At 59.6% G+C, this 14,071-nt stretch carries 10 protein-coding genes and 1 other annotated feature (1 of these 11 running past the window's edge); of the genes, 8 read left to right on the top strand and 2 right to left on the bottom strand.

What is annotated here, in order from left to right; all coding sequences use genetic code 11:
• Positions 1–56: a sequence feature (Thr leader region), on the top strand (it extends 62 nt beyond the left edge of the window).
• A 27-nt stretch (positions 57–83) separates the two neighbouring features.
• The 3 genes from thrA to thrC are packed head-to-tail and all read left to right on the top strand — an operon-like array spanning position 84 to position 4,767.
• Positions 84–2,543 (top strand): bifunctional aspartate kinase/homoserine dehydrogenase I, encoded by a 2,460-nt coding sequence (thrA, locus tag ACL2XG_RS11740; RefSeq protein WP_410016474.1) that lies wholly within the window; start codon positions 84–86, stop codon positions 2,541–2,543.
• Position 2,544: 1 nt separating this feature from the next.
• Positions 2,545–3,474, top strand: coding sequence for a homoserine kinase (gene thrB / locus ACL2XG_RS11735; protein ID WP_413722111.1), 930 nt, complete (start codon positions 2,545–2,547; stop codon positions 3,472–3,474).
• A 3-nt stretch (positions 3,475–3,477) separates the two neighbouring features.
• The gene (gene thrC, locus ACL2XG_RS11730; protein WP_413722112.1) at positions 3,478–4,767 is read left to right on the top strand and encodes a threonine synthase; all 1,290 of its coding nucleotides are present in this window, start codon (positions 3,478–3,480) and stop codon (positions 4,765–4,767) included.
• Between the two features lie 150 nt (positions 4,768–4,917).
• Here the strand turns inward: thrC and yaaA are convergent, their stop codons facing one another.
• Positions 4,918–5,691 carry a peroxide stress protein YaaA gene (gene yaaA, locus ACL2XG_RS11725; protein WP_410016472.1) on the bottom strand — a complete coding sequence of 258 codons (774 nt, stop codon included), beginning with the start codon at positions 5,689–5,691 and terminating at the stop codon, positions 4,918–4,920.
• 55 nt (positions 5,692–5,746) lie between these two features.
• Positions 5,747–7,189, bottom strand: coding sequence for an alanine/glycine:cation symporter family protein (locus ACL2XG_RS11720; RefSeq protein ID WP_413722113.1), 1,443 nt, complete (start codon positions 7,187–7,189; stop codon positions 5,747–5,749).
• A gap of 212 nt (positions 7,190–7,401) precedes the next feature.
• On the opposite strand from ACL2XG_RS11720, the gene tal reads away from it, so the two are divergent.
• From tal to dnaJ, 5 genes are all read left to right on the top strand, one after another.
• Positions 7,402–8,355 carry a transaldolase gene (gene tal, locus ACL2XG_RS11715; protein WP_410016470.1) on the top strand — a complete coding sequence of 318 codons (954 nt, stop codon included), beginning with the start codon at positions 7,402–7,404 and terminating at the stop codon, positions 8,353–8,355.
• Positions 8,356–8,506: 151 nt separating this feature from the next.
• Positions 8,507–9,094: a molybdopterin adenylyltransferase gene (gene mog, locus ACL2XG_RS11710; RefSeq protein WP_410016469.1), complete on the top strand. Its 588-nt coding sequence runs from the start codon at positions 8,507–8,509 to the stop codon at positions 9,092–9,094.
• A 128-nt stretch (positions 9,095–9,222) separates the two neighbouring features.
• Positions 9,223–10,533, top strand: a complete 1,311-nt coding sequence (locus ACL2XG_RS11705; RefSeq protein WP_413723543.1) for an MFS transporter — start codon at positions 9,223–9,225, stop codon at positions 10,531–10,533.
• Between the two features lie 327 nt (positions 10,534–10,860).
• Positions 10,861–12,780 (top strand): molecular chaperone DnaK, encoded by a 1,920-nt coding sequence (gene dnaK / locus ACL2XG_RS11700; protein WP_410016468.1) that lies wholly within the window; start codon positions 10,861–10,863, stop codon positions 12,778–12,780.
• 109 nt (positions 12,781–12,889) lie between these two features.
• Positions 12,890–14,026 (top strand): molecular chaperone DnaJ, encoded by a 1,137-nt coding sequence (gene dnaJ, locus ACL2XG_RS11695; RefSeq protein WP_413722114.1) that lies wholly within the window; start codon positions 12,890–12,892, stop codon positions 14,024–14,026.
• The last annotated feature ends 45 nt before the right edge of the window (positions 14,027–14,071 follow it).

Raw genomic sequence — 14,071 nt, 5'->3', positions numbered from 1 at the left:
CGCATACAGGATAAACAGAAAAAAGCCCGCACCTAACCAGTGCGGGCTTTTTTTTAAGCTTCAATCCAGGAGAGAGAAAAGAAATGCGCGTACTGAAATTCGGGGGTACCTCGGTCGCCAATGCGGAACGTTTTATTCGCGTTGCCGATATCATTGAAAGTAATACAGGTCAGGGACAGGTCGCCGCCGTGCTCTCCGCACCCGCAAAGATCACTAATCACCTGGTGTCGATGATCGACAAGACGCTCGGCGGGCTGGATATCCAGCCCGCCATGAACGACGCCGAGCGTATTTTCTCCGAGCTGCTGCAGGGCTTGTCCCAGGCCCAGCCCGGTTTTGACTTCGCCGCCCTGCGCAAGCTGGTGGATCAGGAGTTCGGCCAGCTTAAGCAGTTGCTGCACGGCATTACCTTGCTCAGGCAATGTCCGGACAGTATCAACGCCGCCATTATCTGCCGTGGGGAAAAGCTCTCCATCGCCATTATGGAAGCGGTGTTCGTCGCCCGCGGTTATGCCGTGACGGTAATAAATCCGGTGGAAAAACTGCTGGCGCAGGGCAGCTATCTGGAGTCCACCGTGGATATCGTGGAATCCACGCGGCGCATTAACGACGCCGCCATTCCCGCCGACCATATTATCCTGATGGCGGGGTTCACCGCCGGTAATGAGAAAGGCGAGCTGGTGGTGCTGGGCCGTAACGGCTCCGATTATTCGGCGGCGGTATTGGCCGCCTGCCTGCGCGCCGACTGCTGTGAAATCTGGACCGACGTGGATGGGGTATACACCTGCGATCCCCGCCAGGTGCCGGACGCGCGGTTATTGAAATCCATGTCCTACCAGGAGGCCATGGAATTATCGTACTTCGGCGCCAAAGTGCTGCATCCGCGCACCATCGCGCCGATTGCCCAGTTCCAGATACCCTGCCTGATAAAAAATACTGAAAACCCGCAGGCGCCCGGCACGCTTATCGGCCAGAGCGATCCCGACAGCGATAATCCGGTTAAGGGCATCACCCATTTAAACAATATGGCGATGATCAATGTTTCCGGCCCCGGCATGAAGGGGATGATCGGCATGGCGGCGCGGGTTTTCGCCGCCATGTCCCGGGCCGGCAGTTCGGTGGTATTGATTACCCAATCCTCATCGGAATACAGCATCAGCTTTTGCGTGCCGCATCATGAGCTGAACGGCGCGCGCAAGGCGCTGGAAGACGAATTTTACCTGGAACTGAAGGACGGCCTGCTGGAACCGCTCGACGTCATGACCCAACTGGCGATTATTTCGGTCATCGGCGACGGTATGCGCACCCAGCGCGGCCTGTCCGCCAAGCTGTTCGCGGCCCTGGCGCGCGCCAATATCAATATTGTCGCCATCGCCCAGGGATCGTCCGAGCGGTCGATTTCGGTGGTGGTGGATAACGACGCCACCACCACCGGGGTGCGTGTCGCGCACCAGATGCTGTTTAACACCGACCAGGTGATCGAGGTGTTTGTCATCGGCGCCGGCGGCGTGGGCGGCGCGCTTATCGAGCAGATCCATCGCCAGCATCGGTGGCTGAAAGCGAAGCATATCGATTTGCGCGTCTGCGGCATCGCCAACTCGCGGGCGTTGCTGACCAGCGTGCACGGTATCTCGCTGGAAACCTGGCGCGAGGAGCTGGCGCAGGCCAAGGAGCCGTTTAACCTGGGACGCTTGATCCGCCTGGTAAAGGAGTATCATCTGCTTAATCCGGTGATCGTCGATTGCACCAGCAGCGCGGCGGTGGCCGACCAGTATGCGGACTTCCTGGCCGACGGCTTCCACGTGGTGACGCCTAATAAGAAAGCCAATACCGCCTCGATGCATTATTACCGGCAGATGCGCACCGCCGCCGCCAGGTCGCGGCGTAAATTCCTTTACGACACCAACGTGGGCGCGGGCCTGCCGGTTATCGAAAATTTGCAGAACCTGCTTAACGCCGGTGATGAACTGGTACGTTTTTCCGGTATTCTTTCCGGGTCGCTGTCGTTTATCTTCGGCAAGCTGGACGAGGGCATGTCGCTGTCGGCGGCGACGCTGGCGGCAAGGGCGCTCGGTTATACCGAACCGGACCCGCGCGATGACTTGTCAGGGATGGACGTCGCGCGTAAGTTATTGATTCTGGCGCGCGAGGCGGGTTATCAGCTTGAATTGGAGTCCATCGACGTCGAGCCGGTGCTGCCCGCGGATTTTGACAGCGCCGGCGATACCGACAGTTTCCTGGCGCGGCTGCCGGGTCTTGACGACGCCTTTGCCTCTAAAGTCGCCATGGCGCGGGAACAGGGCCAGGTGCTGCGTTATGTCGGCAGCATCCGGGATGGCCGCTGCCAGGTTAAGATAGCGGCGGTGGATGGCAACGATCCGTTGTACAAAGTGAAGGATGGCGAAAACGCGCTGGCGTTCTATACCCGTTATTACCAGCCGTTGCCGTTGGTGTTGCGCGGCTACGGCGCCGGCAATGATGTGACGGCCGCGGGCGTATTCGCGGATCTTCTGCGTACGTTGTCATGGAAGCTGGGAGTCTAAAATGGTTAAGGTGTATGCGCCGGCCTCGATCGGCAATGTCAGTGTCGGCTTTGATGTGCTGGGCGCCGCGGTATCGCCCGTGGACGGTACGTTGCTCGGGGACTGCGTGACGGTGGAGGACGCGGCGGCGTTCAGCCTGTGCAACGAAGGGCGTTTCGCCGGCAAGCTGCCGGCTGAAACCGAGCAGAATATTGTTTATCAATGCTGGGAACGTTTTTGCCAGGCGGTGGGTAAAACCGTCCCGGTGGCCATGCGGCTGGAAAAAAACATGCCCATCGGCTCGGGACTGGGCTCCAGCGCCTGTTCGGTGGTGGCGGCGCTGGTGGCGATGAACGCCCATTGCGGTTATCCGCTGGATGAAAACCAGATGCTGACGCTGATGGGCGAAATGGAAGGCCGTATTTCCGGCAGCGTTCATTATGATAACGTGGCGCCCTGTTTCCTGGGCGGCATCCAGCTGATGCTGGAGGAAAACAGTATCATCAGCCAGCAGGTGCCCGGTTTCAGCGAATGGCTGTGGGTCATGGCCTATCCGGGCATCAAGGTCTCCACCGCCGAGGCGCGGGCAATCCTGCCCGCTCAATATCGCCGGCAGGATTGCATCAGCCACGGGCGTTTCCTGGCGGGTTTTATCCACGCCAGCCATACCCAGCAGCCGGCTCTGGCGGCAAAACTGATGAAGGATGTGATTGCCGAGCCTTACCGCACTAAACTGCTGCCGGGATTTACCGAAGCGCGCCAGGCCTGCGCCAGTATCGGCGCCCTGGCTTGCGGCATCTCCGGCTCGGGACCGACGCTGTTTGCGGTCTGCGATCGGGAAGATACCGCGCAGCGCCTGGCCGGCTGGCTGGAGCAGCACTACCTGCAAAATGATGAGGGTTTTGTTCATATATGCCGCCTGGATACCACCGGCGCGCGAGTGATGGGATAACGTATGAAACTGTATAATATTAAAGATCATAACGAGCAGGTCAGCTTCGCGCAGGCGATAAAGCAGGGGCTGGGACGCCAGCAGGGGCTGTTTTTCCCCGTCGATCTCCCGGAGTTCGCCTCGACGGAAATCGACGCCCTGCTGGATCTCGATCTGGTGACCCGCAGCGCGCGCATCCTGTCGGCCTATATCGGCGACGAGCTGCCGTTGGACGTTATCCATAAACGGGTGCAGGCCGCCTTCGAGTTCCCGGCCCCCGTGGTCAAGGTGAGCGAGGATATATCGGTCCTGGAGCTATTCCACGGCCCGACCCTGGCGTTCAAGGATTTCGGCGGCCGCTTTATGGCGCAGATGCTGACCGAAGTCGCCCGGGGCCAGCCGGTCACCATCCTCACCGCCACCTCCGGCGATACCGGCGCCGCGGTGGCGCACGCCTTCTACGGGCTGGAAAATGTCCGTGTGGTGATCCTGTACCCCCACGGCAAGATAAGCCCGCTGCAGGAAAAACTGTTCTGCACCCTGGGCGGCAATATCCATACCGTGGCGATTGACGGCGACTTTGACGCCTGCCAGGCGCTGGTCAAACATGCGTTCGACGACGAGCAGCTCAAGCACGAACTGGGGCTGAACTCCGCCAACTCGATTAATATCAGCCGCCTGCTGGCGCAGATTTGCTATTACTTCGAAGCGGCGGCGCAGCTCTCGCAGGAGCAACGCAATCAATTGGTGGTTTCGGTGCCCAGCGGCAATTTTGGCGATTTGACCGCCGGCCTATTGGCAAAATCCCTCGGCCTGCCGATTAAACGCTTTATTGCCGCCACCAACGCCAACGATACCGTGCCGCGCTTTCTCGCCGACGGGAAATGGTTGCCCAACGCCACCGTGGCGACGCTATCCAATGCCATGGATGTCAGCCAGCCGAACAACTGGCCGCGCGTGGAGGAATTGTTCCGGCGTAAGAACTGGCGCCTTGATACCCTGGCCTACGGCTGCGTGAATGACGATGTTACCCGCGACACGATGCGCGAACTGGCGGGACTGGGGTATATATCGGAACCTCATGCGGCTATTGCCTACCGGTTACTGCGCGACCAGCTCCAGCCAGGGGAGTCCGGCCTGTTCCTGGGCACCGCGCATCCGGCGAAGTTTAAGGAAACCGTGGACGCGGTGCTGGGCCAATCGCTGCCGCTGCCCAAGGCGCTGGCGCTGCGGGCGACCCTGCCGCTGCTGTCAAGCCGGCTGCCGGCGGACTTTGGTCAGCTGCGCGCCCTGCTGATGGCCTTGCCGCAGTAATCCGCCACGACCGCCGCCGGTTCAGCCGCCGGCCGGCGCGGTGGTACAGCCGCCATGGCCGTACCACCGCGCCGGTTTCACCGCGGGGCATTCGGGCCCGCGCCGCCGTGCGATAGGACGGCCGCGTTATCGCGCATCACGCCCGCCGTCCTAGCGTGCCGGTCGTTTAAAGACCATCTCCGACTCGCTGGATTCCTCCGGCGCATAGGCATAACCGCCGTCATTGAACGCGGCCAGCTGTTCCGGCTGCGTCAGCCGCCGGGTGATGATAAACCGGCTCATCATGCCGCGCGCTTTTTTGGCGTGGAAACTGATCACTTTATACTTGCCGTTTTTTTCATCCAGGAACACCGGCTTGATCACCCGCGCGGCCAACTGGTCCTTTATCACCGCCTTAAAATACTCCCCGGACGCCAAGTTAATCAGCACGTTATCGCCTTGCGCCGTCAGCGCCTCGTTGAGCTTTTGAGTCAGGGTTTTTCCCCAGAAATGGTATAAGTCCGGCCCGGCCGGGTTCGCCAGCCTGATACCCATTTCAAGGCGATAGGGCTGCATCAGGTCCAGGGGGCGCAGTATGCCGTACAGGCCGGACAGCATGCGCAAATGGGTTTGGGCGAAGTCGAAATCCGCCTCGCTGAAACTTTCCGCCGCCAGGCCGGCATAGACATCGCCTTTAAACGCCAGGATCGCCTGCCGGGCGTTGTCGGGTGAAAAATCCGCCCGCCAAGACTGAAAGCGCCCCGCGTTAAGCTGGGCCAGCTTATCACTGATGCCCATCAGGCCGGATAACTGCGCCGGGGTCAGTTTGCGGCACACGCGCATCAGTTTTTCGGCGCGGGCCAGCAGCTCGGGCTGGGTATAACGCCGGGTCGCCAGCGGGCTGGTGTAATCCAGCGTTTTGGCCGGGGAGATAACGATTAGCATGTTGTACGGTTCCTGTCTCTTAAGGGCTGGAGGTCAGCGGGATGATAAGCGGCGGTCATGTTGATTTGCGCGCCGCCGGGCGGTCCCAACTGCCGGGCGCCAGCTGCGCCGCGATAGCGGGGAAATTCGCGGCGTAGAACGTCGGCAGTTTGCCGACCGCGCGCTGGCTATTGTAATCGCGCGCCAGCATCAGGGCGATGCGCGACAGCAGCAGCAGCGCAATCAGGTTGGTCAGGGTCATCAGGCCCATCGCCAGGTCCGCCAGCCGCCATAATACCGGTACTTCCGCCAGGCAGCCCAACATCACCGTCGCCAATGCCACGACGCGCAATATCTGCACCGGCCGTTTGGAGCGATGGCGGAAAAAACGCAGACTGCTTTCCGCGTAGGCGTAATTAGCGATAATCGAGGTAAAGGAAAAAATAAATACCACCATCACCATAAACGGCGTGCCCCACTGTCCCGTCGCCGCCAGCAATGACCGCTGGACCAGGGCGATGCCGCCGAGATCGGGCGCGGCCTGTTCCAGCGCGCCCGACGTCAGGATAATGGCCGCGGTGGCGCTGCAGATGACGATGGTATCGATAAACACCGCCAGCATCTGGATATATCCCTGCGACGCGGGGTGGGGCGGCCAGGGCGTGGCGGCGCCGGCGATATTGGGCGCCGAGCCCATGCCGGCCTCGTTGGAAAACAGCCCGCGCTGCACGCCCTGGAAAATGGCCTGGGAAAAACCATAGCCCAGGATTCCCGACGCGGCCTGCGGCAGGCCGAACGCGCTGTTGAACACCAGCTCCGCCACCGCCCCCAGGCGTCCGGCATGCTGCGCCATCACCCAGGCCGCCAGCAGCACATAGCACAAGGCCATCAGCGGGACCAGCCATTGGGAAAGCCGGGCGATAAGACGCAGGCCGCCGCACATGGCCAGTCCGCTTAACGCCGCCAGGCCCAGCCCCGTCTGGTAAGGCGCGAATCCGCAGGCGTCATGCAGCGACTGCGTAATGGCGCTGGCCTGCACCGCGCTGAATATACCGCCGTAGCCTATGAGTAGAAAGCAGGTAAAGAGTACGCCCATCCAGCGCAGGCCCAGGCCCTTTTCCATATACCAGGCGGGGCCGCCCCGGTAATGGCCCCGGCTGTCGCGCACCTTATATAATTGCGCCAGGGTGCTTTCGAAGAAGGCGGTGGCCATGCCGATAAACGCGGCCAGCCACATCCAGAATATCGCTCCCGGCCCGCCGATGACCAGGGACAACGCCACGCCGGTCAGGTTGCCGCAGCCGATGCGCGCCGCAAGCGTCGTGCATAATGCCTGAAACGGTGAAATGCCCGCGCCGTCGGCGCGGCCCGATCCCTTCAAGATGGAAAACACGTGGCCGAAGTAATGGAACTGAATAAAACCGGAGCGGAAAGTAAACCAAAGACCGGTGCCAATCAGCAGGTAAATTAACACTGAATTCCATAACAAATCGTCGATAAAGTTGAAGAGTTCAGCCATTTATTCCTCGTCTTCCCTGATAAGCGGCGCTTATGCCGACCCGCGGCCGGCAGCGGCCGATTTTATCCTGCCATGGCCGCATAATGCGCTGCCGCCGGGGCGGTGCCATTACGCTGGCGCCTCGCTTGCACCCATGCTTGCGCGTGGTATTATCAAAAAAGGCAGTGCAACGCCATAAGATATGCACACCCTTCACAATGAGATATTCCACCATGACAGATAAACTTAGTGCCCTACGCAAGATGACCTCCGTTGTCGCTGATACCGGTGATATCACCGCCATTAAACTGTATCAGCCCCAGGATGCAACCACCAACCCTTCATTGATCCTGAACGCGGCGCAGATTCCCGAATACCGCGGCTATATCGACCAGGCGGTTGCCTGGGCGCGTGATCAAAGCCGGGACGCGGCGGAACAGGTCAAATACGCCACCGATAAACTGGCGGTCAACATCGGGCTGGAAATTCTTAAGCTGGTGCCGGGGCGCGTTTCCACGGAAGTCGACGCCCGACTGTCCTATGACACCGAGGCAAGCGTCGCCAAAGCCAAAAGCCTGATTAAACTCTACAACGACGCCGGCATCGGCAACGATCGCATCCTGATTAAGCTGGCCTCGACCTGGCAGGGTATCCGCGCTGCCGAGCAACTGGAAAAGGCCGGCATCAACTGTAACCTGACGCTGCTGTTTTCCTTCGCCCAGGCCCGCGCCTGCGCCGAGGCCGGGGCCTACCTGATTTCGCCTTTCGTCGGCCGCATCCTTGACTGGCACAAAGCCAACGGCGAACGCAAGGAGTTTTCCCCGGAGCAGGATCCGGGCGTGATTTCCGTGACGGAAATCTACCGTTACTACAAAGAACACGGTTATGACACCGTGGTAATGGGCGCCAGCTTCCGCAACGTGGGCGAGATTATTGAACTCGCCGGTTGCGATCGCCTGACCATCGCGCCGCCGCTGCTGAAAGAGCTGGCCGCCACCGAAGGCACCCTTGAGCGTAAACTTTCCTATACGGGCGAGATCAAGCCGCGTCCGGCCAAACTGACCGAGGCTGAATTCCTCTGGCAGCACAACTTGGATCCTATGGCGGTGGACAAACTGGCGGACGGGATCCGCAAGTTCGCCGTCGACCAGGAAAAGCTGGAAGCGATGATTAAAGACCTGCTGTAATCACCGTGGCCCTGGCCGGGCAGGCAAGCCGGCGCGGCCACCCGTTTACCAGCACCATTGCGGCCCGTAACGGGCCGTTTTTATTTGTGCGCACGGCGCTTCGCCGTTAAATTGCTATTATGGAAAAAACATGTCGACCGGAGGACGTTCTATGCAAATTTGCCGTATTGGCCTGGTATCCATATCCGATCGCGCGGCCAACGGCGTCTACCAGGATCAGGGCATCCCCGCGCTGGAATCCTGGTTACGGCAGGCGCTGATTTCACCTTTTACGCTGGAAACACGGCTGGTGCCCGACGAGCAGCCGCTGATTGAGCAAACTCTGCGCGAGCTGGTGGATGAAATGGGTTGCCATCTGGTGCTGACCACCGGCGGCACCGGCCCGGCGCGGCGTGATGTCACGCCGGATGCCACGCGGGCGATAGCGGATCGCGAAATGCCCGGGTTTGGCGAGCAAATGCGCCAGATCAGCCTGCATTTTGTGCCCACGGCTATCCTGTCCCGGCAAATGGGGGTGATCCGCAAACAGGCGCTGATCCTGAATCTGCCGGGCCAGCCCAGGGCTATCCAGGAAACGCTGGCGGGCGTCAGGGACGCGCAGGGGAACGTGGTGGTGCACGGCATCTTCGCCAGCATCCCTTATTGCATTCAACTGCTGGAAGGGCCTTATATCGAGACCGATCCCGCGATCGTGGCGGCGTTTCGTCCCAAAAACGCCCGGCGCCCCGACCCGGAGTAATCGCGGCGCGCGGCGGCGGCGGTAAACGCCGCCCCAGGGTGTGAAATTATATTTCCGCGCAGTAAGATTACCTTTACGTTGTATGCTATATTTTTTTCTTTTTTCTCTCTGGCCCGACGCGAATGACTATGCCTGCCGACCCGCAACGCCGATTGAACCGACAGGATTACAAAACCCTGTCGCTTGCCGCCCTGGGCGGCGCGCTGGAATTTTACGACTTTATTATCTTCGTGTTCTTTGCCGGGGTGATGGGAAAACTGTTCTTCCCGCCGGATTTGCCGGAGTGGCTGCGGCAACTGCAGACCTTCGGTATTTTTGCCGCCGGTTACCTGGCCCGGCCGCTGGGCGGCATTATCATGGCGCATTTCGGCGATAAAGCCGGCCGGAAAAAAATGTTTAGCCTGTCCATTCTGCTGATGGCGCTGCCGACGCTGATGATGGGCCTGCTGCCCACTTATGAAACCCTCGGCATCACCGCGCCGCTGCTGTTACTGGCGCTGCGCATCCTGCAGGGCGCGGCCATCGGCGGCGAAGTGCCGGGCGCCTGGGTCTTCGTCGCCGAACATGTGCCCCACAAGCGCATCGGGTTCGCCTGCGGCACGTTAACCGCCGGCCTGACCATCGGCATTTTATTAGGATCCTTTGTCGCCACCTTATTAAACACCTTCATGACGCCGCAGGGCGTGCTCCAGGGGGGCTGGCGCATTCCTTTTTTCCTCGGCGGCTTCTTCGGACTGGTCGCCATGTACCTGCGGCGCTGGCTGCGTGAGACCCCGGTGTTTATCGAGATGCAGATCCGCAAAGCGCTGGCGCAGGAACTGCCGCTGAAATCCGTGGTGATGAACCATAAAAAAGCGGTGCTGATTTCCATGCTGCTGACCTGGCTGCTCTCCGCCGGCATCGTGGTGGTGATCCTGATGGCGCCCCTGTGGCTGCAGCAGCAAATGGGCGCTACCCCGTCCCTGGCGCTCAAGGCCAACTGCGCGGCGATTATCGCGCTGGCCGTGGGCTGCGTGATAACCGGCGCCGTCATCGACCGCGTGGGCGCGGGCAAAACCTTTATCACCGGCTGCGTGATGCTGGGCGTCTTCAGCTGGCTGTTTTACCACACCGGCGCGGATCGGCCGTTGCCGCTGTACATCACCTATGCGCTGGCCGGCCTGAGCGTCGGCGTGGTGGGCGGCGTGCCTTATGTTATGGTCCATGCGTTTCCCTCGCCGGTGCGGTTCAGCGGTATTTCGTTTTCCTATAATGTGGCGTACGCCATTTTTGGCGGACTGACCCCGGTGATGGTCACCATGCTGATGCGCATCTCGCCGATGGCGCCTTCCTGGTATGTGCTCGGGCTATCGGTAATGGGGGTGTTGCTCGGCATTTGCCTGCCGTCCGGACTGCGGCATAAGCCGCCGCTGGCCGGTGGATTGAATTCCATCGCCTGATTTTACGTGCGGCGTGAAATAAATAGGTTCCTGTTTGTCATGGCACTTTTGGGAACGATTTAGTCATTTTTATAAAAATGCCCTGTATATCAAAGGACTGCGCGCCAGCCGCTCAGCGATGCGCGGCGCCCGGGGCCGCCGGGAGCGCGCAGAACGCTTTTTTTTTCCTGCTCCCCCTTGATGCGCGGCGCGGTGACCCCATCTTATTTGCAACCAACGTTGTTTAACCTGCTGACAAAAACGTGTCGCTGGCTTGAAAAAAAGTTAACCGGCCACATATCAGGTTTACGACCACAACGAATATGACTTTTTAGTGGAGATGTTTAGATGGGTAAAATTATTGGTATCGACTTGGGTACGACCAACTCTTGTATCGCAATTATTGAAGGCTCCAAACCTCGGGTGCTTGAAAACAGCGAAGGTGATCGTACTACCCCTTCCATTATTGCTTACACGCAGGACGGTGAAATTCTGGTTGGCCAGCCAGCTAAACGTCAGTCCGTTACGAACCCGCAGAACACGTTGTTCGCCATCAAGCGTTTGATCGGACGTCGTTTTGAGGATGAAGAAGTACAGCGTGATAAAAATATCATGCCGTATAAAATTATCGCTTCCGACAACGGCGACGCCTGGCTGGACGTGAAAGGCCAGAAAATGGCCCCGCCGCAGGTGTCCGCTGAAATCCTGAAAAAGATGAAGAAGACCGCGGAAGATTATCTGGGTGAGCCGGTTACCGAAGCGGTTATTACCGTGCCGGCCTACTTTAACGACGCCCAGCGCCAGGCGACCAAAGACGCCGGCCGTATCGCGGGCCTTGAAGTTAAACGTATTATTAACGAACCTACCGCCGCGGCGCTGGCTTACGGCCTGGATAAAGAAACGGGCAACCGCACCATCGCGGTCTATGACCTGGGCGGCGGTACCTTCGATATTTCCATCATCGAAATCGATGACGTGGACGGTGAAAAAACCTTTGAAGTGCTGGCGACCAACGGCGACACCCATTTGGGTGGCGAAGACTTCGACAGCCGCCTGATCAATTACCTGGTGGATGAGTTCAAGAAAGACCAGGGCATCGATCTGCGCAACGATCCGCTGGCCATGCAGCGTCTGAAGGAATCCGCTGAAAAGGCCAAGATCGAGCTGTCCTCCGCGCAGCAGACCGACGTGAACCTGCCGTACATCACGGCGGACGCCACCGGTCCGAAACATATGAACATCAAGGTGACCCGCGCCAAACTGGAATCGCTGGTTGAAGACCTGGTAAAACGCACCATGGACCCGCTGAAGATGGCGCTGAAAGACGCCGGACTGTCGGTCGGCGATATCAAGGACGTTATCCTGGTGGGCGGCCAGACCCGTATGCCGCTGGTGCAGAAGACCGTTACCGATTTCTTCGGTAAGGAACCGCGTAAAGACGTTAACCCGGATGAAGCCGTGGCTATCGGCGCCGCGGTGCAGGGCGGGGTGCTGGCCGGCGACGTGAAGGACGTGCTGTTGCTGGACGTCAGCCCGCTGTCGCTGGGCATTGAAACCATGGGTGGGGTCATGACGCCGCTGATCGCCAAGAACACCACCGTACCGACCAAGCATAGCCAGGTGTTCTCTACGGCGGAAGACAACCAGTCCGCGGTGACCATCCACGTGCTGCAGGGTGAACGTAAACGCGCCGCGGATAATAAATCCCTGGGCCAGTTCAACCTGGACGGGATTGCCCCCGCCATGCGCGGTACGCCGCAAATCGAAGTCACCTTCGATATCGACGCCGACGGCATCCTGCATGTGTCCGCCAAGGATAAGAACAGCGGCCGTGAACAGAAAATCACCATTAAGGCATCGTCCGGTTTGACCGAGGATGAAATCCAGAAAATGGTGCGTGAAGCGGAAGCCAACGCAGAATCCGACCGCAAGTTCGAGGAACTGGTGCAGACCCGTAACCAGGCCGACCATCAGCTGCACAGCACCCGCAAGCAGCTGGAAGAAGCCGGTGACAAACTGCCCGCCGATGACAAAACGGCCATCGAATCCGCGCTGAGCGCGTTGGAAACCGCGCTGAAAGGCGAGGATAAGGCTGAGATCGAAGCCAAGATGCAGGCGCTGATCCAGGTTTCCGGCAAGCTGCTGGAAGTGGCGCAGCAGCAGGCGGCTCAGGCCGGCGCGGCGGAAGCTGGCGCTGAAGCCAATGCGGGCAAAAAGGATGACGACGTTGTCGACGCCGAATTTGAAGAAGTTAAAGATAAAAAATAATCGCCCTTGAGCGGGCACAGCCACGGTGAGTAATGCCGTGGCTGGCAACAGGCACGGGCGTCGGGGAAACCTTACGCCCGTGCAAGCATGTTGAGGGCAGGAAGAGACAATGGCGAAAAAAGACTATTACGAGATTTTAGGCCTTTCCAAAGATGCGGAAGAGCGTGAAATCAAAAAGGCCTACAAACGCCTGGCAATGAAATTCCACCCGGATCGTAACCCAGGGAATGCTGACGCCGAAGCAAAGTTCAAAGAAGCGAAAGAAGCCTATGAAATCCTGACCGACGCGCAAAAGCGCGCCGCGTATGATCAATACGGCCACGCCGCCTTCGAACAGGGCGGCATGGGCGGTGGTTATGGCGGCGGCGCCGCCGGCGGCGCGGACTTTACCGATATCTTCGGCGACGTCTTCGGCGATATCTTTGGCGGCGGGCGCCGCCAGCGCGCCAGCCGTGGGTCGGATCTTCGCTACAATATGGAGCTTACCCTCGAGGAAGCGGTCCGTGGCGTAACCAAGGAAATCCGCATCCCGACGCTTGAGGAATGCGACGTCTGCCATGGCAGCGGCGCCAAGCCCGGCACTTCCCCCGTTACCTGTCCTACCTGCCATGGCGCAGGCCAGGTGCAGATGCGCCAGGGTTTTTTTGCGGTGCAGCAGGCCTGTCCCACCTGTCAGGGACACGGCAAGATTATCAAGGAACCGTGCCACAAATGCCACGGCCACGGTCGTATTGAAAAGGCCAAGACGCTGTCGGTGAAAATTCCGGCGGGCGTCGATACCGGCGATCGCATCCGTCTGTCGGGCGAAGGCGAAGCGGGCGAGCAGGGCGCGCCGGCGGGGGATCTGTACGTACAGGTTCAGGTGCGTCAGCACCCCATCTTTGAACGTGAAGACAATAACCTGTTTTGCGAAGTGCCGATTAACTTCGCCATGGCGGCGCTGGGCGGCGAGATCGAAGTTCCCACGCTTGACGGCCGGGTGAAGCTGAAGGTGCCTGCGGAAACGCAAACCGGCAAGCTGTTCCGTATGCGCGGCAAAGGGGTGAAATCGGTACGCGGCGGCAACCAGGGCGATTTGCTGTGCCGCGTGGTGGTCGAAACGCCGGTGAAGCTTAACGAAAAACAGAAACAGCTGCTGCGTGAACTGGAAGAGAGTTTTGGCGGCCCGAGCGGCGATCAGAACAGCCCGCGTTCCAAAAGCTTTCTGGACGGCGTGAAGAAGTTTTTTGACGACCTGACGCGCTGAATTTTTGCGCCATCGGCGGTGTCTTTCGATCCCCGGCCCAGCGGC

Origin of the sequence: Sodalis sp. RH24, assembly GCF_047324145.1 — a bacterium.
Lineage (GTDB): Bacteria > Pseudomonadota > Gammaproteobacteria > Enterobacterales > Enterobacteriaceae > Acerihabitans.
Note: the sequence above shows the minus strand (reverse complement) of the source record. Positions and strands in the feature narration are given on the sequence as shown.

Excerpts from the sequence above, each read along its gene's own strand:
- thrA (WP_410016474.1), top strand. The coding sequence starts at position 84 with ATGCGCGTACTGAAATTCGGGGGTACCTCGGTCGCCAATGCGGAACGT.
- thrB (WP_413722111.1), top strand. The coding sequence starts at position 2,545 with ATGGTTAAGGTGTATGCGCCGGCCTCGATCGGCAATGTCAGTGTCGGC.
- mog (WP_410016469.1), top strand. The coding sequence starts at position 8,507 with ATGCAAATTTGCCGTATTGGCCTGGTATCCATATCCGATCGCGCGGCC.
- ACL2XG_RS11705 (WP_413723543.1), top strand. The coding sequence starts at position 9,223 with ATGCCTGCCGACCCGCAACGCCGATTGAACCGACAGGATTACAAAACC.
- thrC (WP_413722112.1), top strand. The coding sequence starts at position 3,478 with ATGAAACTGTATAATATTAAAGATCATAACGAGCAGGTCAGCTTCGCG.
- yaaA (WP_410016472.1), bottom strand. The coding sequence starts at position 5,691 with ATGCTAATCGTTATCTCCCCGGCCAAAACGCTGGATTACACCAGCCCG.
- ACL2XG_RS11720 (WP_413722113.1), bottom strand. The coding sequence starts at position 7,189 with ATGGCTGAACTCTTCAACTTTATCGACGATTTGTTATGGAATTCAGTG.
- dnaK (WP_410016468.1), top strand. The coding sequence starts at position 10,861 with ATGGGTAAAATTATTGGTATCGACTTGGGTACGACCAACTCTTGTATC.
- dnaJ (WP_413722114.1), top strand. The coding sequence starts at position 12,890 with ATGGCGAAAAAAGACTATTACGAGATTTTAGGCCTTTCCAAAGATGCG.
- tal (WP_410016470.1), top strand. The coding sequence starts at position 7,402 with ATGACAGATAAACTTAGTGCCCTACGCAAGATGACCTCCGTTGTCGCT.